Consider the following 24,747-nt stretch of genomic DNA (forward strand, 5'->3'; position numbering starts at 1 on the left):
GGTGGCACGCCGCGACCGTGAGGGATGGGGTGGTCACCGGATGGGGACTCTGCCGGCCGTCGCGGCCGACGCCGCCGCCACCGCCATGATGGTGCTCAGCCCCGATGGCCGACGCCTGTGGTCGAATCCGGCCGCCCGACGCTGCGGGGTACGCCCGGAGCAGTTGACGCTGGCGGGCGTCGAGCCGGGCGGCCCGCCCGTCGACCGGTCCTGGCCGGACGCCGACGGGGCCACCAGGTGGTGGCAGGTGTGCTGCCGGGCCGCCGAGCACGACGGCCGGCCGGTGCGGGTGTACGAGCTGCGCGACGTCACGGAGGAACGCCGGGAACGCGACCGGGGACGCAACTACCGGTGGCGGCTGGCGCACATCGAGCAGCTCGCCCGGGTCGGCACCTGGGAGTGGGACGTCGCCACCGACACGGTGGTCTGGTCGGACGTGCTGCTGGAGATGTTCGGGCTGCCGGCGGGCACCGAGCTCGACTACCCGGCGTACCGGGCGCTGCTGCACCCCGAGGACATCGCGCTGATCGAGCAGACCCTCGCCACCGCGCTGCGGGTCGGCGGGACGTTCGCCTACACCCACCGGATGTACCTGGCCGACCGCACGACGCTGCGGGTCTTCGAGTGCTACGGCGAGGTCTTCCCGGACGCCTCCGGCGCGCCCGAGCGGGTGCTCGGCACCGCCCACGACATCACCGAGATGCGGCGGGTCCAGGAGGAGCTGACCCAGCTCGCCGAGCGGGACCCGCTGACCGACCTGCCGAACCGGCGGGCCCTGCTCGCCCGCCTCGACGAGCTGCTCGTCTCCGGCGGGCCGTCCGGCGCGCTGCTACTCATCGACATCGACAACTTCAAGGACATCAACGACGTGCACGGCCACGCCGTCGGTGACGACGTGCTGCGGCTGCTGGCCCGGCTGCTGGTCCGGCACCTGCCGGCCGGGACGGTGCTGGGGCGGTTGGGGGGCGACGAGTTCGCGGTGGTGCTGCCCGACGCGACCGCCGGGGACGCGCTGGCCGTCGCCGAGAGCCTGTGCAACACGGTGGTCCGCAGTCCCGTGCCGTTGGCCGGGGCCGGGCTGCGGGTCAGCCTGAGCATCGGGGCGGCCTCCCCGGAGCCGGGCGACACCCGCGACGCGGTGCTCGCCCACGCCGACCTGGCCCTGTACGAGGCGAAGAACGCCGGTCGCAACCGGGCCCGGCTGTACCTGCCCGAGCAGTACCGGCACGCGGTGCAGCGGGTCAACGTGGTGACCCGGGTCCGGGACGCCCTCGACGGGCACCGGATGCAGCTCGACGCCCAGCCGATCATCGACCTGGCGACCGGCGAGGTGGTCAGCCACGAGCTGCTGATCCGACTGCGGGACGGCCGGCAGCCGCCGCTGTCGCCGGCCGACTTCCTGCCCACCGTGGAACGCGACGACCTGATGGGCGAGCTCGACCGGTGGGTGGTGCGCACCGCCGTGGCGGCGCTGGCCCGGCCCTCGGCGGCCGGCGCCGGGCTGCGGTTCGACGTGAACATCTCGGCCCGCTCGATGGAGTCGCCCGGTTTCGGCGACTGGGTGGTGGAGCGGCTGCGCGCGGCCGGCATCGCGCCCGGCCGGCTGGGGCTGGAGGTCACCGAGACGGCCGCCATCACCAACGTCGCGGCGGTACGCAACCTGGCCGGCGTGCTGCGGGACGCCGGCTGTCCGCTCAGCCTGGACGACTTCGGCGCCGGGTTCGGCTCGTTCGCCTACCTCAAGCACCTGCCGTTCAGCACCGTCAAGATCGCCGGTGACTTCGTCCGGCAGGCCGACCGGGGCGGGGCCGACCCGGTGCTCATCGACGCGGTGGTGCGCGCCGCGCACGGCCTGGGCATGCGGACGGTCGCCGAGTCCGTCGAGCACGCCGGGCTGGTGCCCGCGCTGCGCCGGCTGGGCGTCGACGCCGGGCAGGGTTACCATCTCGGCCGTCCGATCCCGTTGGACGTGCTGCTCGACCGGGACCGGGCCGAGCGGCGTACCGCCGTCACCGCCGACGCCGTGGTACGACACCCCGACCACTGACCACGCCGTCCCCTCAGGAGCCCCAGGTGAGCGAACCCCCCGTGCCGGCCGTACCCGGTGGCGTCGAACTCGTCACCGGCGACGTCGCCGCCGCCCGCGCCTTCTACGCCGAGCTGCTCGGCTGGACGTACGACACGTCGGGCGACCGGACGGTCGCGCTGGCCGACGGCGTGCCCGCCGCCGAGCTGGTCGCCGCCGCCGGGGCGGCCCGCTGGTGGGCGGTGTTCACCGCCCCCGACACCGCCGCCGTCCGGGCCGCGGCCACCCGGGCCGGCGCGCGTCTGCGCGGCGACGACGTACGCGATCCGCTCGGCGGCGCGTTCCGGCTGCGCGCCGGGGTGGCCGCCGCGCCACCCGGCCCGGGGAGACCCTGCTGGTACGAGTACATGACGTCGACGCCCGCCGACGCCGACCGGTTCCACGCCGAGGCGTTGGCGCTGACCGTGGGCGCGCCGCCCGGCGCGCCGGACGACTCGTACGCGGTGCTGGCGTACGCGGGCCGCCCGGTCGCCGGCCGGCTGGCGTTGCCCGCCCCGCTGGCGGGCGTGCTGCCGGCCGGCTGGATGGTCTACTTCGCGGTGGCCGACCCGGACGACACGGTCGCCCGGGCCGAGCGGGCCGGCGGCCGGGCGCTGCTGCCGCCACGTGACGTCCCCACCGGTCGGGTGGCCGCGCTGACCGACCCGGCGGGCGCGGTGTTCACCGTCATCCGGCCCGCCCCGGCGGCCTGACCGCCGCCGCCCGGCCGCTCACCTCGTCCGGGCCGGTGGGCGGTCGACGCCCCGCCCGGGTACGGGCCCGCAGGGCGTGCACCACCGCCGCCATGTCCGCCCCGGCGTGCCCCGACCGCAGCGTCTCGCCGTACAGGGCGTGGCAGACGTCCAGCAGCGGCACGACGGCGCCCCGGGCGCGGGCGGCGTCGGCGATCAACCGGTTGTTCTTCAGCACGTCGGCGATGGCCGCCTGCGCCGCGAAGTCGCCCGGGCCAGTTTGTCGACCTTGGTCCGGGAGACCGTGGAGGCCATCGGCCCGGCGTCCAGGATCCGGGCCAGCAGCGCCGGGTCCGCGCCGTGCTCCTCGGCGAAGTGCACGGACTCCGCCAGGCCGGTGACCATGGTGATCAGGAAGATGTTCACCGCGAACTTCATCACCAGGGCCGAGGGCGGCGGACCGCAGTCGAACACCTCCGCGCACATCGGCGTCAACGCGGGTCGGCACCGCGCGACGGCGGTCGGGTCGTCGCCGGCCACCATCGCCACCAGGCGGCCCGCCTCCGCCGGCCCGCGCGACCCGGACACCGGCGCCTCCACGTAGTAGCCGCCGGCCGTGGCCACCTCGTCGGCCAGGGCCCGCGAGTAGCCGGCGGCGACCGTGCCCATCTGCGCCACCGTCCGCCCGCGTACCCGGTCGGCGAACCCGGCGGTCCCGCGGGTCAGCACGGCGTCGGTGGCGGCCCCGTCGGCGAGCATCAGCAGCACCACGTCCGCGCGGGCGAACACCTCCGCCGGGTCGCCGGCCCGTTCGGCGCCGGCGGCCACCACCGGGTCACAGCGGGACGCCGTACGGTTCCACACCACCACCGGTAGCCCGGCGTGGGCCAGGTTCAGCGCCATCGGCTGCCCCATGATCCCGAGGCCGATGAAACCCAGCGTCGTCACGTGCGCCTCCACTCTCGTCGGTCAGGTGGACCGCCCGTGCGCGGGCGGGCCAGAGTCGGGGAATTGGACGGTGATCCGCCCGGCCGGTCCGGGGTGGGATGGGCACCGGACCCGGCCACCGCGCCGACCGTTCCGGCGGGCGCGAGGACCCCGCCGGACCCACCGACCGGAGGGGACGGACATGAGGGTGATCACGGAGGCCGGTCGGCGGCTGGACGGCCCGGACGCCAGGTACGTCGAGCACCTGCGGGTGCCGCGCCTGAGCCTCGGCACGTACACCGTCCCGGCCGGCGCGGTGGACCCGCAGCGACCGCACACCGAGGACGAGGTCTACGTCGTGCTGGCCGGGCAGGGCCGGTTGCGCACGCCGGAGCGGACCGTGGACGTCGGGCCGGGCAGCGTGGTGTTCGTCCCGGCGGGCGAGGAGCACCGCTTCGTCGACGTCGTCGCCGACCTCACCGTGCTGGTGTTCTTCGGCCCCGCCGAGGGTACCGCCGGCCCCTGAGCCGGCCACGATCCGGGCCGGATGGACACGACGGGTACGGAGCACGTCCCGAGTCTCGCCCCCGACCCGCCCGCCGACGAGTGGCCGGAAGGCCACCATGCGCAACAAGCGGGCCATGGCCTTTCTCCCGCACCGGGTCGCCGTGCTCGCCCTCGACGACGTGGTGGGTCTCGACCTCGGCATGCCCACCCAGGTGTTCGGCACCGCCCGGACCCTCGACGACGTCCCCTTCTACACGGTCGGGGTCTGCGCCCCCGGCGGCGGTCCGGTACGCAGCAGCGCCGGCTTCCGGGTGCTGCCCGAGCACGGGCTGGAGCTGCTCGCCGCCGCCGACACGGTGGTCGTGCCCGGGGTGCGCGGCGGTCCGCCGCTGGACACCGGCACGCTCGACCCGACGGTCACCGCGGCGTTGCGCGCCGCCCACGCCCGGGGGGCCCGGGTGATGGCGATCTGCACCGGCGCGTTCGTGCTCGCCGCCGCCGGGCTGCTCGCCGGGCGGCGGGCCACCACCCACTGGGCGTACGCGGACCGGTTCCGCCGGCTCCACCCGGACGTCGACCTGGACCCGGCCGTGCTGTTCGTCGACGACGGCGACGTGCTGACCTCGGCCGGCGTCGCCGCCGGGCTCGACCTGTGTCTGCACGTCCTGCGCGGCGACCACGGCAGCGAGGTGGCCGCCCGGGCGGCCCGACGCTGCGTGGTGCCGCCCTGGCGCGACGGCGGCCAGGCCCAGTACATCGAGCGGCCGGTGCCCCGCGACCCGGACTCCGGCACCGCCGCCACCCGGGAATGGGCCCGGCAGCGGCTGTCCGAGCCGGTCACCCTGCGCGAACTGGCCGGGCACGCCCGGATGAGCGTCCGCACGTTCACCCGGCGCTTCCGCGCGGAGACCGGCCTCAGCCCGGCGCAGTGGCTGCTGCGGCAGCGCACCGACCATGCCCGACTGCTGCTGGAGACCACCGACCTGGCCGTCGAGCAGGTGGCCCGACGGTCCGGCTTCGGCACCGCCGTCGCGCTGCGCCAACGGCTACGTCAGCACGTCGGCGTCACCCCGTCGGCGTACCGCCGCACCTTCCGCGTCGACGACGCCCTCACCGGTGGGGGAGCGGGCCGACCGGCTCGACGACGGTGACCTCCAGCAGCAGGGCCTGCTCGGGGCGCAGCGCCGGGAGCTGCACGCCCACCGTGCCGAGCGCCGCGCCGCTCAGGGTCACCCCGCCGGCCGCCAACCACGCCGGCCCGGTCACCTCCAGCGTCGCCGGCTCCGGCGCGCCGGCCGCCAGCCGTACCGCGTACCGCCGGGACGGGTCCAGGCCGGGCAGCCGCGCCGGACCGGGCACCTGGGCCACCGAGGTGGCCAGCCGGGCCACCGCGAACACCGCCCGCGCGCCGTCCCGGGCGACCACGCCGTGCACGTGTACGGCCGGGTCCGGGTGGTCGACCCGGACCACCCGGCCGGTGTGCAGCAGCGGACGCAGCCGTTTGTGCAACGCGATCCAGCCGGCCAGCTCGGACCGCTCCACCGCCGACACCGCGCTGATGTCCCACTCGACGCCGTGGTGGCCGAAGAGCGCGGCGGCGGCCCGGAAACCCAGGTCGTGCACCCGGCCGGTGGTGTGCGACCGGGCCGGTCCGATGTGCGCGCCGACCAGCTCCGGCGGCAGCAGCAGCCCGGTCCAGCGTTGGATGGCCAGCCGCTCCAGGGCGTCGTTGCAGTCGCTGGCCCAGACCCGGTCGGCGCGGCGCAGGATCTCCAGGTCCACCCGGCCGCCGCCGGACGAGCAGCTCTCGATCTCGATCCGGGGGTGCCGGGCGCGCAGCTCGTCCAGCAGCCGGTACACCGCGACGGTCTGCTCGTGCGTTCCCGGCCGACCCCGGTGCCCGGCCTCGGTGAGGTCCCGGTTGTGGTCCCACTTGAGGTAGTCGATCCCCGGGTACGCGGTGAGCAGCGCGTCCAACCGGCCCCGCAGGTGCGCGTACGCGTCCGGGTCGGCCAGGTCGAGCACCTGCTGGTGCCGCCAGGGCAGCGGCAGCCGCCCGTCCGGCCGGAGCACCCAGTCCGGGCGTTCCCGGTACAGGTCGGAGTCCGGGTTGACCATCTCCGGCTCGACCCAGAGCCCGAACTGCATGCCGTGCCCCCGGACGTGGTCGATCAGCGGGGCCAGCCCGTCCGGCCAGACGTCCGGGTCGACGTGCCAGTCGCCGAGGCCCGCCCGGTCGTGCCGGCGACCCCGGAACCAGCCGTCGTCGAGGACGAACCGTTCCACGCCCACCTCGGCGGCCCGGTCGGCGAGGGCGGTCAGCCGCCGCAGGTCGTGGTCGAAGTAGACGGCCTCCCACACGTTCAGCGTCACCGGCCGGGGCGTGCGCGGATGCCCGGGCCGGGCCCGCAGGTGGGTGTGCAGCACCTCGCTGAGGCCGTCCAGCCCGGCGTCGGAGCGTGCCGCGTAGAGCAGGGGAGTGGCGTACTCCGCGCCGGGGGCGAGCACCACCTCCCCGGGGGCGAGCAGCTCGCCGCCGCCCAGCACGGCCGCGCCGGTCGGCAGGCGCTCGGCGTACGTGACGTGGTCGCCGCTCCACGCGGTGTGCGCCGCCCACACCTCGCCGTGCCGGAACCCGAAACCGGGCGTCCCGGCCACCAGCAGCAGCGTGGCGTCGTGCCCGGTACGCCCGTGCCGGCCCTCCCGCACCCAGGCGCCCATCGGCCACGGGTGCCGTTGCGGCGCGCGTTCCCGACACCAGCGGCCGGTCAGGTCGAGCAGCTCGGTGGCGACCGCCGGCACCGGCAAGGCCGGGGTCAACCCGACCAGCTCGTACGGGCGCTCCCCGTCGTTGCGCAACCGGTGCCGTACCCGCAGCAGCCCCGCCGGGTCGAGCTCGATCTCCACGGTCAACGCCAGCCCCGCCACCGGATCGGCCGCCCGCACCCGGACCCGCGCCCACCCCGCCGCGTCGCCGTCGCCATCACCGTCACCGTCGCTGTCGCTGTCGCTGTCGCTGTTGCCGGGGGCGGGCCGGTCGGGGTCGTCGCGTACCTCGACGTCGAGCAGGCGGAACGCGGTGGACCAGGCGGCGCGGTCGCGGTGCCCGGCCAGGCCGGGCCGGCCGCTCCAGCCGGCGCTCGCCTCGGGCAGCAGCGACAGCGTGGCCGGCACGTCGAAGGCGCCCGGCGGCACCGGCGCGACCGTGGCGTCGACCAGGGCGGGCAGGTCGTCGGCGGGCACCGGCCCCAGGTCGGCGCCCCAGTGCGCGACCCGGGGCAGGCCCGGGCCCCGGGCGTCGAGCACCAGACTGGTCCGGGCGCGGCGCAGGTGGACGATCGTCATTCCGGAGACGCTACGGCGGGCTCAGCACCAGCCGTTGACCGGTCCGCTCACCCCCGTCCAGAGGTACGCGTCGCTGATCCAGGAGCCGTCGGTGAGCCGGTTCCACAGGGCCGTGGCACCCCACCTGCCGGTGTGCGTGGTGCCGTTGGCCGAGCAGGCGACCGAGACCGTCGCCCCGTCGGTGGCCGCGCCGACCACGCCGTACCCGGTGCCGGGGCCGGAGCGCCGGTTGACCGTGCCGCCGCCGAAGCTGTCCACGATCCCCTGGGTGAGCCCGAGCGCGCCGTAGTTGTAGAGCGTCCCGCCGGTGTACACCTGCGCCGAGCCGTGCAGGGCCGACCCCTGGTACGGGCTGCCGCCGTTGACCAGCACCCACTTGCCGATGTTGTGGCCGGCGATCGGCGCGTACGCGTCGTGCTGCCGCAGGGCGAAGTGCACGTGTCGACCCAGGGCCGAGCCGCCGCAGGTCACGTCGGTGCCGGTGTCCCCGAGGTACGTTCCCTCGCCGACGCTCGCGCCGTTGACGGAGATGTTGTTCCACAGGTGGTAGTAGTCCGTGGCGTACCCCCGGTCGTGGATGACCCGGATCCAGCCCCGGCACATGGTGTAGGCCGTGCCGGCGCGCGCGGCGAGCACCCGCTGGTCGCCGCCGGCCAGGTCGAGCGAGCTCCACGGCGAGTCGCTGCCCGCCCACCCGTGCGGTCCGCCGGCGTAGGACCACGACTGCCCGACCGCGTACGGCAGCCGCATGCCGGTGCGGGTGTCGCCGCCGGCGTACGGCGTGACCTGGGCGGTGAACACCGCCCGCTCGGCGGGCGTCACGACGGCGTCCGGCGCGCGCCGGGCCAGGTCGGCGAAGGCGGCCTCGCCGTCGAAGGCGACCCGCCAGCCGGCGTGCTCGCGGCGCGCGACGAACACCCAGCCGACTGGGTGGGTGTCCGTCTCGTGCGGGGCCACGACCACGGCGGTGCCGAACGCCCACGCCTGGCCTGAGCGGCGGGTGACGCTGACCCGGACGTCGCCGGCGTCGGCGGCGCGCAGCTCGTCGTGCGTGGCGACCCGGTCGAGGAGCCGGCCGGTGACCGCCGGCACGACGTCGTCCTCCGGCGCGGCTTCGGCGGGCACGACGGCGCTGGTCGGCGGAGCGGTCGTGGCGCGGACGGCGGTCGTGGCGTGGACGGCGGCGGTGGGATGGTCGGCGGCGGTGGCGGGCGCCGCGGCGGTGCTGGCGAGGGTGACGGCGGCGACGGCGGACGCGGTGCCGGCGGCGAGCGCGGCCCGCGCTCCGCGTCGGGCAAGTCTCAAGAACACGTGCCCTCCATAATCGACTAGCATCAATGTACAGGGATGTTGGAGGGTAGTCTTCGGGGCGGAACGTGTCCACAGCGGAGGGCAGAGCCATGCGGGTCACCGTCGACCGGACGAAGTGCTACGGGTCGGGGCAGTGTGTCGCGACCGCGCCGGACGTGTTCGACCAACGCGACGAGGACGGTCTGGTGGAGCTCCTGACGGCCACCCCGTCGCCCGACCGGCACGCCGACGTGGTGGACGCCGCCGGGTTGTGCCCGGCCGCCGCGATCACCACGCACGCCGACTGAGCCCGGCGACTCCGCCCGGCGACCGGGCCGCGCCCGGCGGGCACGCCGGGGGTGTCGGCCCTACCAGGTGACCGGCAGCTCGTGCAGGCCGTAGACGGTGCCGTCGTCCTTGACCGGCACCTCGTCGGCCGGCACCGCCAGCCGCAGGCCCGGCACCCGCCGGAACAGCGTGTCGAAGACGATCTGCAACTCCAGCCGGGCCAGGTGTTGCCCGAGGCACTGGTGCGCGCCGAAACCGAAGCTGAGGTGGTGCCGCGCGGCCCGGCCCAGCTCCAGCGCCTCCCCGTCGGGAAAGGCGGCCGGGTCACGGTTCGCCGCGTTGGCGAGCATGACCACGCCCTCGCCCGCCCGGATCAGCACCCCGCCGATCTCCACGTCCGCCAGGGCCACCCGGCACATCACCAGCTCGGCGATCGTGAGGTACCGCAGCAGCTCCTCCACCGCCTGCGGGGTGCGGCCGGGGTCGGCCCGCAGCGCGGCGAGCTGATCGGGGCGTTGCAGCAGCGTGAACACCCCGAGCGAGATCATGTTGGCGGTCGTCTCGTGCCCGGCGATCAGCAGCAGGAAGGCCAGCGAGACCACGTCGCCCGCCTCGGCGCCGCGCCGCAACTGCCGGCCGATCAGGTCGTCCCCGCCCGGCGTGGCGGCCTTGGCGGCCACCAGGTCCCGCAGGTAGTCGTGCAGCTCGCTGGCCGCCTTCATCCGCTGCGCGGGCGCGGCCGTGCGCCGCAGCGTCGTCTCGGTCGCCCGCTGGAAGAACTCGTGGTCGGCGTACGGCACGCCGAGCAGGTCACAGATGATCAACGAGGGCAGGGGCAGCGCCAGCGCCTGCACGAGATCGACGGGGCGGGGACCGACGAGCAGCGCGTCTACGTGCTCGTCGGTGACCTGTTGGATCCGGGGTCGCAGCGCGGTCATCCGCCGGACGGTGAACTCACCGGTGACGGCCCGCCGGGCGGGCGCGTGCTCGGCCGGGTCCATGTCGAGCAGGGCCGGTCGCCGACCTTCCACCCGGGGCAGGTCGGGGTTGAAGTGCGGGTGGCCGGGGCGCTGACGGTCGGTGCTGAACCTCGGGTCGGCCAGCACCGCGCGGACGTCGGCGAACCGGCTCACCGCCCAGGCCTGCTGGCCGTTCGGCATGGTGACCCGGGTGATCGGCGCCTCCTCCCGCAGCCGGACGTGCTCGGCGTGCGGCGCGTAGGGGCAGGTGCGGACGAGCGGCAACACGGGAGCCGTCATCGAGTCGTCCCATCATGATCGAGCGTGGTCAGGTGGACGAAGGACCGCCGGTCGTATCCGCACGGTAACCCAGAGCGACCGGATGAGTCCACACTGGCCCGTCAGCCATGGTTGGCGGATCTCGTCCGCCGCGCTCTCGTGTCCGTCGGGCTCGGATGACCCTGAGTGATCCTCGGCCGGAGTGGTCGGTGTCGTTTGACGCCCTTTGCTCTGCACCCTTACCAGCGCCAGCGACCCTGAGTGATCGCTGGTCGTCCGTAACTTGTAGCCCACGAGCGGGATTTCCGTAGGTGGATTGCTGGTGGTGCCTACTCGGGTGCAGAGCAAAGCCTCCGTCGGGCAGCTCGACGTTCGCCCGGACCTCACTCCCGGTGTTAGCCAGGCGTCGATCGGCGGCGAACACGCACAGCGAGCAAGGGCGAACAGGCTCATGAGTCCGGGGCTGGACGGCCGGTACGCCCCGCCCACTCATCCGTCAGCCGACGGTCAGGCCCACGCCACGCCCGCCTCGACCGGGAGCGTGCCCGGCGGGCAGTAGACACTGACGTTCCAGTAGCTGTACAGCACGCTGGACGTGTAGGTGTTCTGGTTGTTGCAGGTGATGTACGCGAGCCAGACCGAGGTGGGTGAGATGGGCGAGCACGCGATGTTGAAGTACCACTGGTATCCGTCGAAATTGAACGTTCCCGCCGAGCAGTTCAGGCTGGAGATCTGCACCGGCTTCGATCTGGCCGAGGGCGAGAAGGGGATCTTCTTGACGGACTGAGAAACGCCAGCGGCCTGGAACATCTGCCTGGCCCCCACGGTCTGGGGCACCTGCGGAGTGTCCGCAGCCTGGGCAGGCGTCATGCCCACCAGTCCGCCGACAAGGGCGCCACAGGCGATCAGTGCAGCGTTGATTCGTCTACGCATGCGTATCCCTTCGGATCTCACGTCCTGCATCCGGACGTATCGATAAAAGCCTAAGAGATCGAATTCCCTCCGACAAGGATACGGTTTCCGCGTTCGTCGCTGGCGAACTAATTGCAAAGCCGTCCTTTGTGGATCGTGCGGCCGAATTCAGATCATTCCGCGAAGGCGGCAGACCGTCGGTCTGGCCGGTTTCCGTCGTCGACGTGGCGGGGACGAGGACCTCGGCGCCGGACCAGTCGACGTACTCCTGGGCGACCGGTCGGTAGGGCTCGTCGTTCTCGTCCAGGGTGGTGAACGCGGCGTAGCGCCGGCCCGACCCTCGCCTTTGGCGTCGAGGCGTGGAGCGACTTCCTGCGTACGTTCAATCGGGCCTGAACTGTCGTCCCGGTCCATCTGACCGGTGCTTTTCCGGATGCGGGGCAGCGGGCAGACGGGAACGGTCGGACGGCGGGACGGTTCAGGCGGAGTCGATCGAGACGAACGCGAGGATGACGACGGTCTGCGGCGGCGCCACGTCGGCGAACGGCTCGCCGTCGACCAGCCGCGGAAGGCGTGCCGTTGGCCGTCGACGACACCGTCGAACGGATCTCCGGCCGTACCGTCGCGTGCCGGGCCCGCGGGCAGCCGGGCCGACGTCGCGGTGGGGACGGGTCGCAGGCCGGGTGATCAGATCGGCCGTACGTCCTTAGCCCCCGGCCCCTTCGTCAACTGCACGATCCTGAACGCGACGCGTTGGCCGTCGATCAGGCTGCGGTGGCCCGGCGCGAGCATGGAGAAGTGCACGAAGACGTCGGCGCCACCGCCGCCGTCCTCGGGCGTTGGGGAGTGGTGACCGGCGGGACCGGGGGCTTCGCCGTCTTCGGGCGGGCGAACCTGGCGACGGGTTCACCCTCGGGCGCGCGGGCAGGGCTCTGGGCAGCGGACAGTCGGCCCAGGGTCTGGTGGAGGGCGGCGGCGCTGCGGGGTCGGTCCTCCGGCTTCTTGGCGAGCAGCGAGAGGATCACCGTGTCCCACGCGGCGGGCAGCCCCGGCCGGATCGCGCTGGGCGGTTTCGGCGGGCCGCCGACCGGGCCTCGCGGTGCAGCCGGGCCGCCGCCTCGGGCGCCTGGAAGAGACCCGAGATCAGCTTGACGGCCACGTACCGGCCGAGCGTCTCGTCGTGGGCCTTCCACAGTTGGCCCATGCCTCCTTCGCCGACCAGCTCGGTCAGGCGGTATCTGCCGTTCAGAACTTGCCCCGCCATGTGCCGCCCACTTCCTGCCGCCCGGTCCACCTGGCGGCCGTCCGCTCCGGCCGCCGTGTCCAGGATGGAGCGTAGACCGCCCAGGGCGCTCCGTACGAAGCGACCGTGGACGGCCTGCCGGGGTGGGCCTTCCACGGCGTTTCCATCGGGCTTGAACGCCGCTGGGGGAGGTTGAGGTGGTCCGGCGCTCCTGCCGGATCTGCCGAGGAGGAGACGTCTCCACGTCTCCGGGAAGGAACGACGATGAGAGGTACGACGCGTTTCATCAGGCGGGCCGCCGTGCTGACGGCTGCGGTCGGTGCGTGGTTCGCGTTCGCCGCGCCGGTCACGGCGGCGAACGCCGCTACCGTCGAGTCGACGGACGCCTCCGTGAGCGTGGTGAACGAGCCGCCGGACATGACGCCGTCGAACGTCGGCGTGCTGGCCTGCTACGACAGCAACGTCCGCAACGGCGGCGGGGGCGCGACCGTGGCGAAGTCCATCTACCTCAGGAACGGGCCCAACGAGGGGTGTGGCAGCTCGAGCGGCTACTCCATCCCGGTGGACGTGCGGCTCGGCGGCTGGTGCTACAAGTACAACGAGTCGGGGAACCTGTGGTACTACGTCAGCGTCGGCGGCGCGGCGCCCCATGGTTGGATCTACTCGGGGAACGTCAAGAACGTGAGCACGTTCGACACGGTCTGCTCCTGAGGTGACCTGAGCACCCGGGGTTGACAGCGGTCTGTCAGGGCTCGTCCGGCTCGCCCGGACGGGCCCTGACCTGTGTGGGCCCTGGCCCCGGAAGGGCGCGGCTCGCGCCACGAATAGGGTTCAGTCGATTGACAAAGTTTGGATTCCAAACTTAATCTGCGCGGAACGTGGACGTGGCCGGCGTGGGCGGCGGGCGTCCCACCCTCCACCGGAACACCCCTCGTCCCGCAAGGAGCGTCATGACCGGACTTCGCGGCACCCTACGACGAACCCGATGGCGGATCAGCCTGGTCACCAGCACCGTCGCGGCGCTGGTGGTCGGCTTCGCCATGATCATGGTGGGCACCGCCCAGGCCGCCGCCGGCTGCCAGGTGACCTACGCGGTCGGCAGCCAGTGGCAGGGCGGCTTCACCGCCAACGTCACCGTCACCAACCTCGGCGACGCGATCAACGGATGGCGGCTGACCTGGACGTTCCCGTCCGGGCAGCGGGTCACCGACGCGTGGAACGCCACCGTCACCAGCTCCGGCGCGACGGTCACCGCCGCCAACGTCGGCTACAACGCGGCGCTGCCCACCAACGGCAGCGTGTCGTTCGGCTTCAACGGCGCCTGGTCCGGCACGAACACCGCGCCGACCTCGTTCGCGCTCAACGGCGTGACCTGCACCGGCAGCGTCGGCGGCACCACCCCGCCGCCCACCACGACCCCGCCGCCGACCACCCCGCCCCCGACCACGCCGCCGCCCACCACCCCGCCGCCGGCCGGTGACGCGATGGCCGCCGTCGCCGCCATGCAGCCCGGCTGGAACCTCGGCAACTCCCTCGACGCGGTCGGCAGCGACGAGACCGCCTGGGGCAACCCGCGCATCACCGAGGCGCTGCTGGACAACGTCAAGGCGCAGGGCTTCAAGAGCATCCGCATCCCGGTCACCTGGAGCGCGCACCTGGGCGGGGCCCCGAACTACACCATCGAGGCCGCCTACCTCAACCGGGTGAAGGAGGTCGTCGACTGGGCGCTCGCCGACGACTTCTACGTGATGATCAACATTCATCACGACTCGTGGCAGTGGATCAACACGATGCCCACCGACCGCGTCAACGTGCTGAACAAGTACAACGCGATCTGGACCCAGCTCGCCGCGACCTTCCGCACCACGTCGCCGAAGCTGATCCTGGAGAGCGTCAACGAGCCGCAGTTCACCGGCAGCTCCGGCGACGCCCAGAACGCCGCCCTGCTGCACGAGCTGAACACCTCGTTCCACCGCATCGTGCGCGCCTCCGGCGGCAACAACGCCACCCGGCTGCTGGTGCTGCCGACCCTGCACACCTCCTCCGAGCAGGCCCGCATCGACGAGCTGACCGCCACCTTCAACACCCTCAACGACCGCAACCTGATCGCCACCGTGCACTACTACGGGTACTGGCCGTTCAGCGCCAACGTCGCCGGCGGCACCCGCTTCGACGCCACCGTGCAGAAGGACCTGACCGACTCGTTCGACCGGGTCCACGCCGCGTTCGTCGCCAAAGGCATCCCGGTGATCATCGGCGAGTACGGCCTGCTCGGCTTCGACCGGCACACCGGCACCATCGAGCAGGGCGAGAAGCTGAAGTTCTTCGAGTTCTTCGGCCACTACGCCCGGACGAAGGGGTTCACCACCCAGCTCTGGGACAACGGCCAGCACTTCCACCGGACCAACTTCACCTGGCAGGACCCGGAGCTGTGGGCCCAGATCCGGTCGAGCTGGACCACCCGCTCCGGCACCGCCTCGTCCGACCTGGTGTTCAGCGCCAAGGCCACCGCCATCACCAGCAAGACCCTGACGCTGAACCTCAACGGCACCTCGTTCTCGTCGCTGCGGCAGGGCAGCACCACCCTGGTCCGGGGCACCGACTACACGGTCAGCGGCGACCAGCTCACCCTGACCGCGGCGGCGCTGACCCGACTGCACGGCAACCGCGCGTACGGGGTGAACGCCACCCTGCACGCGCACTTCTCCGCCGGGGTGCCGTGGCGGATCAACATCGTCACGTACGACCGGCCGGTGCTGTCCAACGCCACCGGCCCGACCAGCGGCTTCGCCATCCCCACCCAGTTCCGGGGCGACCAGCTCGCCACCATGGAGGCGAGGTACGCCGACGGCAGCAACGCCGGCCCGCACAACTGGACGTCGTACAAGGAGTTCGACGTCGCCTTCGCGCCCGACTACCCCGGCAACCGGCTCGTCCTGAAGCCGGAGTTCTTCGCCGAGGTCAACGACGGCGCGCCGGTCACCCTCACCTTCCACTTCTGGAGCGGCGAGAAGGTGACCTACCGGGTCACGAAGTCCGGCAGCAACGTCACCGGTGTCGCGCTCTGATCACACGTACCGAGGAACCTGGTGGTCCGGCCGGCGCTCCCGGCCGGACCACCGGCGTTTCCGCCCCGGGCGACCGGCGGCGCGGCTTCCGCGCGAAATTCCTCCTGGCGTAGCGTCGGAACACCGGCGAGCCGTTCGTGGCAGAGGCGGGGGCGGCCGGTCGAGGCCGCCGGAACAAGGGAGTGGTGGGATGACGCGGTACCTGATCTCGTTCGACGACGGCGCGATGGACCACATCCCCGACGGGGACTGGCCCGACGTGGGCAAGGCCGCGCACGCGGTGACCCAGGAGGCCGTGGACGCCGGCGTGTTCGTGTTCGGCGCGGGGCTGGAACGCCAGCAGTCGAGCGTCGTGACCACGGACGGGCTGGTCACCGACGGCCCGTTCCCGGAGACCAAGGAGGTCATCGGCGGGTTCGTGGTCGTCGACGTCGCCTCCCGCGCCGAGGCGCTCGCGTGGGCTGCCAAGATCGCCGTCGCGTGCCGCTGCGCTCAGGAGGTCCGGGAGCTCATGGCCGACCCGGAGACCGACGAGATGCTCCGCCGGGCCGGCCGGTGACGCGACCGCCCGTCCTCCCGACCCGGAAACCCGACGGCCGACGCCCCGCCGTGCTGGCGCGGGCGTCGGCCGTGGGCGTCCCCGGGGAGACGGACGGTCAGCCGGGACGGCTCAGCAGCGGCTGATCGTCGAGTTGGACAGGACGACGTTGCTGATCACGAAGTTGGTGGCGCAGGGGCTCTCCAGGATCCGGTTGTTCACCAGCGTGAAGTTACGCAGGGTGATGTCCCGGTTGCCGGGGAACTCGCTGCGCGCCGCCAGCCGCACCTCGCCGCCGCCGCTGATCGTCCCGCCGTTGGTCGCCAGGCTCACGCCGTAGCAGTTCTCGATCAGGACGGCGTTGTTGCCGGTGTTGGCGATGTCGACCCGGTCGATCACCGCGCCACCGGACTCCGACACGCAGAAGATGCCCCGGCCGCCGCCACGGGCCCGGACGGTGCCGACCCGGATGTTCGTCGGGTAGCTGCTGCCGATCCGGCCGTTGCGGTTGGCCATCCGGAACGCCGCGTAGCCGGTGCCCGCGCCCGCGTTCTCCGCGTCCACGGTGGTGATGGTGGCGTTGATGGTCTCGTTGAGCAGCAGCCCCGACTCGCCGACGTTGCGGGCGGTGACCGTGCCGACGGTCAGGCCGTCCACCCCGTACGTCTCCACCGCGTGCGAACGCGCGCCGGAGACGTACACGTTGTCGATGCGGACGTTGCGGGTCCACTGGCTGGTGTCACCCCGGTTGTCGATCCGCACGCCGAGCCCGTCGGAGAGCCGCATGTCGATCTGGCCGAGGATCACGTTGGTGACGTTGCGCATGAAGATCCCGTACAGCGGCGCGCCGGTCACGTTGAGGTGCTGCACCTCGACCTCGGTGGCGCCCCGCGAGTAGATCGGGGCCTGGTCGCCGGAGCCCGACCCGGTCACGTTGATGGTGCCGCACACGTCGATGGTGGTGTAGCTGGGCAGCGAGATCCGCGAGTTCGCGCTGATCGTTCCGGAGCCGCGCACCACGACCCGCTGCTTCGACGTACGGCCGGCGCTCAGGCTGCCGATCGCGGCCTGGACGGCGGCCCGCATGTCGGCGCCGGTGTAGACGGTGCTGCCGCCGTTGCGGGCGGTCCAGGTGCTGCCGTTGAGCACCGCCTCGGCGTGGAACGCGCCGCCGCCGCAGTCGCCGCCCGACGAGCCGAGCCGGACGAGCTGCCACTGCTGGTTCCAGCCGTCCACGTCCTGGTACTGGGAGATCATGCCGCCGTCGGCGGTGGAGAACGCCCAGACGTCCAGGGCCTTGTTCGAGTGCCGGTTGACGAAGCGCACGTACCCGCTGTCGGAGTCGGCGAGCCGGAAGTGCTGGCGGGTGTTGCCGCTGACCGCCGGGTTCTGCACGAGCTGGACGCCGTCGTTGGCGTTGGGCAGCTCGAGCACCTTCCCGCTGTGCGCCGAGCGGACCTGGTAGTAGCCGTTGCCGACGTCGACGAACCGCCACTGCTGCACGGCCAGGTCGTTGCGGGTGTACTGGTTGACCGGGGCGTTGTCGGCGGTGGACCAGTTGTACAGGTCCATCGCCTTGCCGCTGTGCCGGTTGACGAACACGTACGTGGCGCCGGTGTCGGGGGTGGCCGCGGAGGCGGCCGGCGCGGTGACCGCCGCGTCGACGCCGATCAGGGCGAGCGCGGCGGTGGCCGCCGCGGCGAGCCGCCAGCGACGTGGGCGCGGTGGCGTGGTGGTGGGTGCCATGCAGGCTCCTCGGTGAAAATGGGTGGCGGACGGACTCGCCGGACACCGCCCATGTGACCGACGAGGCATCCCGGAGGGCGCACAAATTTACCCTTGTAGATAAATGTGGTCAAGGGCTCCGGTGGCCCACCCCCACCCTCCCCACCCCGTCACCAACGTCCATGGACAGAACGCCTAGATCGACCCGGGGGAGCGGCTGAGGTGGGTGGCCCGGCGGGTCAGGGAATCGATGCGTCGGGTGAGGCGGTCGCGGTGGGCCGGGTCCCGGGCCTCGGCGGTGCTGAGGTCGTCGAGCAGCTCCGCGTAACCGGTGACCAGCTCCCGGTAGTCGTCGACGAAGGCGCGCTGGCGCTCGTTCGCCGGACGCGGGGCCGCGCCGCCCGGTGGGCCCACCCGGCGGGGCAGTCGCCCGTCGAGGTCGATGATCTGCTGGGCCAGCACCGCCGTCGCCGCGCTCAGCGTGCTGTCGGCGTCGTCGGCGGCGGCCCGAAGCGCCCGCCGCGAGTCGGCCAGCCGACCGGCCCGCAGCCCGGCCGCGTACACGGCGGCCGAGCCGGCGACGACGGCCAGGATCGCCGCCGCCGCGACCAGGTAGCGGGGCAGGGACGGGCTGATCGTCCGGGTGCCGTCCGGGACGATCTTCGCGCGTACCAGGCGGTCGTAGTTGATCGTGATGACCTTCATCGCCTCCAGCGGGCGGTCGACGAACTGGTCGGTCCCCTGACCGATGACGGTCTCCGCGACGAACGCCCGACCGAAGTTCTCGTCGTCCCGCCCGGGGACCAGCGCGCAGCCGTACGTGTCGAACTCGTCGTCGTCCCGGCTGAGCAGCAGCACCAGGGTGCCGTCGGCGGCCCGGTGGAGTCCGTCGCAGCCGTCGCGCAGATCCGTCCCCGGGGCCAGCAGCACGACGACCAGGCGACGGTTCCCGATGATCCGTTCCGCGGCTGCCTCGTCCAGGTCGACCCCGGGCGCGGCGTACACCGACGAGACGCGGACGTCCCGGGCGACCGGGCCGTCGAGGATCCCGCCCGACCACAGCGCCCAGCCGGCCAGGACCAGGCAGCCCAGCACGGCCAGGCTGAACGGCGTACCCAGGAAACGACCCGCCGCCCGACGGCGCGGCGCGGTCACGCCAGCCCGCCCTGGAGGTACCCGGCCGGCCGGTAGCCGGGAACGCCCAGCGTGCGGGCGCAGGCGTCCAACTCGGCCTCCGCGTCGTCCAGCAGCCTGCCGACGTGCCCCGCCGGCAGGTCCTCGGCCAGCGCGGAGCGGGCCGCCTGGAGCACACCGATGCCCCGGGTCAACGCCGGGTCGCTGCGCCGGTCGGTCAACAGGGACATCTCCACGGCCAACGCGGTCAGCGCGGCCAACCGCGCCGACGGTCCCGGCCCGCCCGCCGTGCCGAAGCCCGCGCCCCGCAGCCGCAGCAGCGACCGGGCGGACAACCCGAGGAACGCCACCACACAACCCGCGAAGATCCACGGCAGTACGGGCAGCGCCACCCGCAGCGGGTCCGCCGGCCGGTACGGCAGCGGCCGGTCGAACAACCCCGCGTAGCGGATGTCGGTCACCTGGTTCAGCCAGGCGTGCAGCACGTTGTCCTGCGGATAGTCGTACCGGCTGAACCGCTCGGCGAACCGGGCGTAGAAACTCGCCCCGGCCAGCTCGGCGAAATCGGCCGCCCGGGGGCCGTGGTACTCCACCCACGAGCCGTACATCACCACCACCGGACGGCCGGGGAACGCCCCGGCCAGCGCCGGCCCGTACCGGGGGACCGGGGTGCCGAACGGCTGCCGGGGCAGCGCCACGTACAGCCCGGCCGCGTCCGGGAACGCGTCGTCGGCGGCCTTCGGCACGCCGGTCAGCGTCGCGCCGTCCGCCACGTGCCACCCGGTGGCGCGCAGGTCGGCGGTGACGGCGGCCAGCTCCGGGGCGGTCGGCTCCCGCCAGCGCAGCCCGTCCCGGTCGTCCGGGGACGGCAGCTCGCGCAGCGCGGCGACCAGGGCCAGCAGCGGGCCCGTCACGTCACCGGCGACGAACTGGGCCCGCCACCCGGTCAGCCGGTCGGCGGTCGCCGCGTAGAAGCCGCCGGTGACCTCCGTGCCGATCACCCGGATCCGGGCGTTCTCCACGCCCCGGACCAGCTCCCGTTCCGTCTTGTCGAGACCGGGCGGCGCGACCAGGATCCGTACGTCGTCCCCGCCGATCGCCGCGCGGACCGCCGCCTCGTCCCACCGGGCGACCGCCCCGGGCAGCCGCACCACCGGCGCGGCCCCGACCAGCGCGGTCATCTCCGCGACCGTCGGCACGCTGGCGTCGCTCAGCTCGCCGGCCGACCCCTCCGGGACCGCGTTGGCGGTGGTCGGCGAGCGCCCGTAGCTGACGTCGAGGCTCTGCCGCTGGGCGAGCAGGAACACCACCAGCACGAGCACCGCCATCCCGAGCAGCGGCCAGCGCAGCAGCTCGACCCGGCGCCGGCGGGACCGGTCAGCCATCAGCGTGCTCCCGCCACAGCCGGTCGGCCCGCTCGGCGTGCTCCGCCGCCGTCCGCGCCGCGGCGGAACCGCCACGTCGGGCGGCGATCAGCTCGGCCTGGCTGAGCAGCCGCTCGGCCTCGGCCACCGGGCGACCGGCCGCGTCCCGGCTGACCGCCGCGCTGTCGATCGCCGCCCGCGCCGTCGACCAGGCCACCCGCCGCTCCCGCTCCCGGGCCCGCCAGCGGGGCGCGAACGCGGTCACGAACCCGGCCGCGACGATCAGCACGCCGCCGCCCACCCAGGTCAGCCACATGACCGAACCGTCCTTGCCGGGCCACGCCCGCCGGGGTTACACACGAGAGGTGACACCCGGCCGAGTCTGCCGTACCGGATCAAGCCCGCTTACCCCGGCCGCCGTGCCGGGCCGTCCCGGCTGCTGGGGTACGGAAAGTGGTCTTGCCCCGCCGCAGCGGATACCCGGGACCGGCCTTCGCCCGTACCTGGGGAGGGGTCATGACCTTGCCATGGTGATGGCGAAGGCCGCGTCGCGGACGTCGGCCACCGGGTGCCGGCGCAGCTCGTGCACCAGTTCCCGCCACGGCTCCGACCAGCCGTAACCCTTTCCCCTGCCGGCGAGCGCGACCGCGAACAGGCCGGCGGCGGCCTCGTGCCGGGCGGCCAGTCGCCGGGCCGTGTCGAGGATCGGCGTCGGGTCGGCGGCGCCGGCGGTCCGCTGACCGCAATGGGCGGCTAAACGCGCCGCCAGGTTGGCGGCGAGCGCCGGGCGGTCCTCGACCAGGGCGGTGATCTCCAGGAGGTCGGCGGTGAGTTGGTCGGCGGTGTCGTCGTCGAGCCGGACGAGCGCGGTCAGCAGGCCGGCAGCCCCGGCCCGATACGCGGAACGCCGGCCCAACTCGCGGGCGGCCTCCCGGACGGGGGCGCGGTCCACCTGTGGTTCCGCCGACGCGGCCCAGTCGGCTGCCGCGCCGAGGACGGCCTCCATCCGGCGGCGGGCGGGACGGTCGGCGGCGGGGCCGCCCGGCTCGGGGTCGGTCTCGTCGGCGTGCACGAGGGCGCGCAGGGCGGCGTCGAGGACGGTCCGCTCGGGGCGGTCGGGATGGTCGAGCAACGCGCCGACGAAGGGGCGCAGCGACGGCCAGAGGTGCGGGTCGGTCAGGTCGGTGAGCGCCGCCGTGACCAGTGTGCCCAGGTCGGGGGGCCAGGGCAGCCAGGGGCCGAGGCGCGACCAGGCGAACCGGGCGACCTGCCGGTCCGGGCTGGCGCAGGCACGGGCGACCAGGGCGGCGTACCGGGGCCGGTCGGGCACCGGGACGTCGTCGGGTGACGTCGCCAGCACGGTCACGCTCTGTTCCCGGCCGGCGTGGACGGCCTCGTCGAGGACGATCCAGCTCTCCGGCGCGGCCAGCCGTTGCCGGGCGGCGGCGACGACCGCCGTGCGGACGTCGCGGTGCTGGTCGGGCTGCTGCCAGGCGGACACCAGCACCGGCATCGCCTCGGCCGGGCCGAACCGGCCGAGCAGCCGCAGGGCTTCCTTGCGGCTGGTGACCTTGCCCCGGCCGAGCGCCACCGTCGACAGTGGCGCGAGCAGGGCGGACGGGCGGACGAACCGGGCGGCCCGGCCGGCGGAGTACAGGGCGACCCGGGCCCGGTCGGTGTCGGCGTGGGCGAGCAGCACCGGCAGCGCCTCCTCCGGGCGGTCGGTCCAGGGCAGCGCGCCCAACGCCGCCTCGGCCAAAGTCACGTTCGCCGAGTCGACGTACCGCAGCACCAGGTCACGCCCGGCGTCCGGCACCTGGGCGGCGGCGCGGAGGGCCGCGGCCCGGTAGGCCAGCGGGGTGCCGGCGTCCGCGACCAGCCGGGCCTGCAACGACACGTACGCCTGCCGCTGCCGGGGCAGCCAACGTCCGGGACGCTCCGGCGGGCCGGGGATCCAGCGGGTGCCGGCGGTGAGGAACGCCCCGGCGGGCGGCGGCCCGGTCAGCACCCGGTCGAGCAGGTCGGTGCGGCGGGCGCTGACCGCACGCCACACGACGTCCAGGGTGATGGTGGACGGGTCGTCGGCGAGGACCTGCGCGACCCGCTGGTCCCGGGTGCTCGGGTCGGCCAGCCACAGCCCGACGGCCCGCCGGACGGTGTCGGAGACGTTGCCGGGGCGGGTGGCCCGACGCAGCAGCTCCTGGAGGTCGGGCAGCTGGTGGGCCCGCCGGCCCAGCGCCCGGGTCACCGCGAACAGCGGCGCGGCGTTCCCCCGTGCCAGGCCGGCTTCGATCCAGGGACCCAGCCGGGTCAGGACGAGGGCTTCCTGACCTCGGCGCAGCGTCCGGTCGAACTGGCCCAGCGGCGGCAGCCGGTGACCGCCGAAGAGCCGGTCGAGGGTGTCCAACGCCCAACCCACCAGGGCCGGCTCGTCGAGATGGTGGGCGAGGACCCGGGTGGCGAGGGCGCCGAGCGCGGAGAGGGTGCCGGGGGAGGCGTCCCGGGCGGTCGTCGCGTCCACGGTGAGCTGGGTCAGCGCGTCGACCGAGTCGGCGCGCAGCAGCGGGACCAGGACCGTCGCGCCGAGCACCGCCGCCGCGCGTACCGGATCCTGCTCGTTACGCAGCCGGGGCAGCCGGGCCACCGCCTCGGCGACCACGGCCGGGTCGCCGCTGCGGCGCGCGGCGGCCAGCAGCAGCGTCCAGCCGGCGGAGCGGTCCTGCGGGTCGGCGGCCCGCAGCGCGGGCGCGAGCGCGGCGGACGCCTCCGGCCAGGGCAGCAGCGCGCTCCACGTCCGGACCGACGCCTCGTGCAGGCGGACGACGTCCAGGGTGAGCGCCCGCCGGGCCTCCCGCTCCCGCCAGGCGTACGGCAGCGCCGCCACCAGCGCCGGGTTGGGCGGTACGCGGTCGGTGTCCACGTCGGCGTGCGCGGCGTCGTAGAGGGCCCCCCGGTCGGCCGGGGGCACGACGAGCAGCAGCCGGCGCAGCTCGTCGGGGCGTCGACGGAGCCGGCGGGCCAACTCGACCAGGTCCGGCCAGGGCAGCCGGCCGAGCCGCCGCAGTAGCGCCCGGGGCAGCCGACGGCGGGTCAGCCCGCCCGCCCGGGCGGGCGCGGTCAGCAGGGCGAGCAGCCGGCGCGGGGCGACGGCGGCGAGCGGACCGTAGTCGACCAGGTCGCCGGGGAGCCGGTCGGCCGGGACGTGCCGTTCCAGCAGGTCGAGCACCCGCCCCGGGTGGCGCCGGGCGACCGTCAGCAGCTCCGGGCCGTGGGCCGTCCACCAGCCCGCACGGCGGGCCGGACCGAGGTCGGCGAGCGTCGTCTCCGCGTACGCGAGCAGGGTTTCGCCGTGCCGACGGGCGAGCGGCTTCCAGTTGCCCACCGCGTGCGCCAGGTCGGGCAGCAGCCGACCGACGTGGCCCGGGGCACAGACCGGGAGCAGCGCGGCGGCCTCGGCGTCGCCGAAGCCCCGCCGGACCTCGTCGACGAGCGCGTCGGCGAGGTCGGCGCGACGCAGCCGGCGCAGCGTCCGGTAGACCAGGCGGCGCAGGTCGGCGGAGGCGTCGCGGAGCAACCCGGCCAGGTCGGCGGCGCTCAGCCAGCCGGCGCGCAGCCCGGCCCGGACCGCCGCCGCCCGCACCGACCGGTCCGGGTCGTCCACCGCCGCCAGCACTCCTGCCCGGTCGCCGACGACCTGGCCGGCGGTGACCGCCAGGAACCGGTGGTACGTGTCGCCGGCGCGCAGGTCGGCCAGCACCTCCGGCAGGTCACCGCTGTCGGCCAGGGCCCGGACCCGGTGGGCCAGGGTCACCATCCGATCCGGGTACGCCAGCGCGTCCAGTTCACTGAGCAGCCGCTTCGTCGATCGTCGCACGGCGACCATTGTGGCCGGCTGGGGTGGCAGACGCCGAACGGGTTTCCGGTCGGGCCCCTTCGGAGAGGGTGTTCTCATCAGGCTCTGAGCTCGGCGGGCATGGAGTGTTCCTGGATCTTCCCCACTCGCGGCGAGGAGGGTACGGGTACCGGTCGACAGCCGGAAGATGGGGCTCATCCCCGCGTGCGCGGGGAAGGGGCCACCAGCGACATAGCGGTTGATCTCGCGGCAGGATCACCCCCGCGTACGCGGGGAAGAGCGTTCGTGCCCGAACGGGTTCAGCGGCGGCTGGGATCACCCCCGCGTGCGCGGGGAAGAGACTTTTTGGCCTGGGGCGTTAGAGATCAACTAGTGCGTTTTTCTTCACTTTGATTCGCTTGGTGTCCGCATGGTGGACGGTGGTGGTCACACCGGACAGTGTTCAGGGTTCCACTGTCCGGAGGCAACTGTCGGCGGCCGGCGAGTCGTGTCCGCAGGGGCGTCGGGGGCCGAACTCTGCCCGTACGACGGGATGGTCGTGAGGAGAGCGGGCGTCGC

General features: G+C 74.0%; 20 protein-coding genes and 1 pseudogene. 8 read left to right on the forward strand and 13 right to left on the reverse strand.

Features of this window, described 5'->3' with window-relative positions:
• Nucleotides 1–40: 40 nt before the first annotated feature.
• Together O7606_RS04030 and O7606_RS04035 are read left to right on the forward strand one after the other, a co-directional pair.
• Nucleotides 41–2,047 carry an EAL domain-containing protein gene (locus O7606_RS04030; protein WP_281597649.1) on the forward strand — a complete coding sequence of 669 codons (2,007 nt, stop codon included), beginning with the start codon at nucleotides 41–43 and terminating at the stop codon, nucleotides 2,045–2,047.
• Nucleotides 2,048–2,073: 26 nt separating this feature from the next.
• Entirely contained in the window at nucleotides 2,074–2,778 is a 705-nt protein-coding gene (locus O7606_RS04035) for a VOC family protein (protein ID WP_281597650.1), read from the forward strand.
• Here O7606_RS04035 and O7606_RS04040 read toward each other — a convergent pair.
• On the reverse strand, nucleotides 2,753–2,995 hold the full coding sequence (locus O7606_RS04040) for a hypothetical protein (RefSeq protein ID WP_281597651.1): 243 nt from the start codon (nucleotides 2,993–2,995) through the stop codon (nucleotides 2,753–2,755). The genes O7606_RS04035 and O7606_RS04040 overlap by 26 nt on opposite strands.
• Entirely contained in the window at nucleotides 2,989–3,705 is a 717-nt protein-coding gene (locus O7606_RS04045) for an NAD(P)-dependent oxidoreductase (protein WP_281597652.1), read from the reverse strand. The genes O7606_RS04040 and O7606_RS04045 overlap by 7 nt, the downstream gene beginning before the upstream one ends.
• Before the next feature lie 181 nt (nucleotides 3,706–3,886).
• On the opposite strand from O7606_RS04045, the gene O7606_RS04050 reads away from it, so the two are divergent.
• Together O7606_RS04050 and O7606_RS04055 are read left to right on the forward strand one after the other, a co-directional pair.
• Nucleotides 3,887–4,210: a cupin domain-containing protein gene (locus O7606_RS04050; protein WP_281597653.1), complete on the forward strand. Its 324-nt coding sequence runs from the start codon at nucleotides 3,887–3,889 to the stop codon at nucleotides 4,208–4,210.
• Between the two features lie 97 nt (nucleotides 4,211–4,307).
• A complete protein-coding gene (locus O7606_RS04055; RefSeq protein WP_281597654.1) occupies nucleotides 4,308–5,342 on the forward strand; it encodes a DJ-1/PfpI family protein in 1,035 nt (344 codons plus the stop codon).
• On the opposite strand, the gene O7606_RS04060 is transcribed toward O7606_RS04055, so the two are convergent.
• Together O7606_RS04060 and O7606_RS04065 are read right to left on the reverse strand one after the other, a co-directional pair.
• Nucleotides 5,302–7,536, reverse strand: coding sequence for an alpha-galactosidase (locus tag O7606_RS04060; RefSeq protein ID WP_281597655.1), 2,235 nt, complete (start codon nucleotides 7,534–7,536; stop codon nucleotides 5,302–5,304). The genes O7606_RS04055 and O7606_RS04060 overlap by 41 nt on opposite strands.
• 21 nt (nucleotides 7,537–7,557) lie before the next feature.
• Nucleotides 7,558–8,847 (reverse strand): peptidase M23, encoded by a 1,290-nt coding sequence (locus O7606_RS04065; protein ID WP_281597656.1) that lies wholly within the window; start codon nucleotides 8,845–8,847, stop codon nucleotides 7,558–7,560.
• An 89-nt stretch (nucleotides 8,848–8,936) separates the two neighbouring features.
• On the opposite strand from O7606_RS04065, the gene O7606_RS04070 reads away from it, so the two are divergent.
• On the forward strand, nucleotides 8,937–9,134 hold the full coding sequence (locus tag O7606_RS04070; protein WP_281597657.1) for a ferredoxin: 198 nt from the start codon (nucleotides 8,937–8,939) through the stop codon (nucleotides 9,132–9,134).
• Between the two features lie 60 nt (nucleotides 9,135–9,194).
• Here the strand turns inward: O7606_RS04070 and O7606_RS04075 are convergent, their stop codons facing one another.
• From O7606_RS04075 to O7606_RS04090, 4 genes and pseudogenes are all read right to left on the reverse strand, one after another.
• A complete protein-coding gene (locus O7606_RS04075; RefSeq protein WP_281597658.1) occupies nucleotides 9,195–10,373 on the reverse strand; it encodes a cytochrome P450 in 1,179 nt (392 codons plus the stop codon).
• A gap of 486 nt (nucleotides 10,374–10,859) precedes the next feature.
• Nucleotides 10,860–11,285 (reverse strand): hypothetical protein, encoded by a 426-nt coding sequence (locus O7606_RS04080; protein ID WP_281597659.1) that lies wholly within the window; start codon nucleotides 11,283–11,285, stop codon nucleotides 10,860–10,862.
• A 666-nt stretch (nucleotides 11,286–11,951) separates the two neighbouring features.
• Nucleotides 11,952–12,077, reverse strand: a pseudogene (locus O7606_RS04085) (cold shock domain-containing protein); the annotation flags it as partial.
• Between the two features lie 208 nt (nucleotides 12,078–12,285).
• Complete coding sequence (locus O7606_RS04090; RefSeq protein ID WP_281597660.1) at nucleotides 12,286–12,528, reverse strand: hypothetical protein; 243 nt, start codon at nucleotides 12,526–12,528, stop codon at nucleotides 12,286–12,288.
• Between the two features lie 243 nt (nucleotides 12,529–12,771).
• Here O7606_RS04090 and O7606_RS04095 point away from each other — a divergent pair, with 243 nt between their 5' ends.
• The 3 genes from O7606_RS04095 to O7606_RS04105 all read left to right on the forward strand — a co-directional run bounded on the left by O7606_RS04095 (nucleotide 12,772) and on the right by O7606_RS04105 (nucleotide 16,134).
• Nucleotides 12,772–13,218 (forward strand): hypothetical protein, encoded by a 447-nt coding sequence (locus tag O7606_RS04095; RefSeq protein WP_281597661.1) that lies wholly within the window; start codon nucleotides 12,772–12,774, stop codon nucleotides 13,216–13,218.
• A gap of 239 nt (nucleotides 13,219–13,457) precedes the next feature.
• Nucleotides 13,458–15,575: a cellulase family glycosylhydrolase gene (locus O7606_RS04100; protein ID WP_281597663.1), complete on the forward strand. Its 2,118-nt coding sequence runs from the start codon at nucleotides 13,458–13,460 to the stop codon at nucleotides 15,573–15,575.
• 190 nt (nucleotides 15,576–15,765) lie between these two features.
• The gene (locus tag O7606_RS04105) at nucleotides 15,766–16,134 is read left to right on the forward strand and encodes a YciI family protein (protein WP_281597665.1); all 369 of its coding nucleotides are present in this window, start codon (nucleotides 15,766–15,768) and stop codon (nucleotides 16,132–16,134) included.
• Between the two features lie 111 nt (nucleotides 16,135–16,245).
• Here the strand turns inward: O7606_RS04105 and O7606_RS04110 are convergent, their stop codons facing one another.
• The 5 genes from O7606_RS04110 to O7606_RS04130 all read right to left on the reverse strand — a co-directional run bounded on the left by O7606_RS04110 (nucleotide 16,246) and on the right by O7606_RS04130 (nucleotide 24,219).
• Nucleotides 16,246–17,859, reverse strand: coding sequence for an RICIN domain-containing protein (locus O7606_RS04110; RefSeq protein ID WP_281597666.1), 1,614 nt, complete (start codon nucleotides 17,857–17,859; stop codon nucleotides 16,246–16,248).
• Nucleotides 17,860–18,033: 174 nt separating this feature from the next.
• Nucleotides 18,034–18,993, reverse strand: a complete 960-nt coding sequence (locus O7606_RS04115) for a hypothetical protein (protein ID WP_281597667.1) — start codon at nucleotides 18,991–18,993, stop codon at nucleotides 18,034–18,036.
• Complete coding sequence (locus O7606_RS04120) at nucleotides 18,990–20,357, reverse strand: hypothetical protein (RefSeq protein WP_281597669.1); 1,368 nt, start codon at nucleotides 20,355–20,357, stop codon at nucleotides 18,990–18,992. Before O7606_RS04120 ends, O7606_RS04115 begins: the two co-directional genes overlap by 4 nt.
• Nucleotides 20,350–20,652, reverse strand: coding sequence for a DUF6403 family protein (locus O7606_RS04125; protein WP_281597670.1), 303 nt, complete (start codon nucleotides 20,650–20,652; stop codon nucleotides 20,350–20,352). The genes O7606_RS04120 and O7606_RS04125 overlap by 8 nt, the downstream gene beginning before the upstream one ends.
• A gap of 198 nt (nucleotides 20,653–20,850) precedes the next feature.
• Entirely contained in the window at nucleotides 20,851–24,219 is a 3,369-nt protein-coding gene (locus tag O7606_RS04130) for a hypothetical protein (RefSeq protein ID WP_281597671.1), read from the reverse strand.
• Between the last annotated feature and the right edge of the window lie 528 nt (nucleotides 24,220–24,747).

The organism is Micromonospora sp. WMMD882 (assembly GCF_027497255.1).
Classification (GTDB): Bacteria; Actinomycetota; Actinomycetes; order Mycobacteriales; family Micromonosporaceae; genus Micromonospora.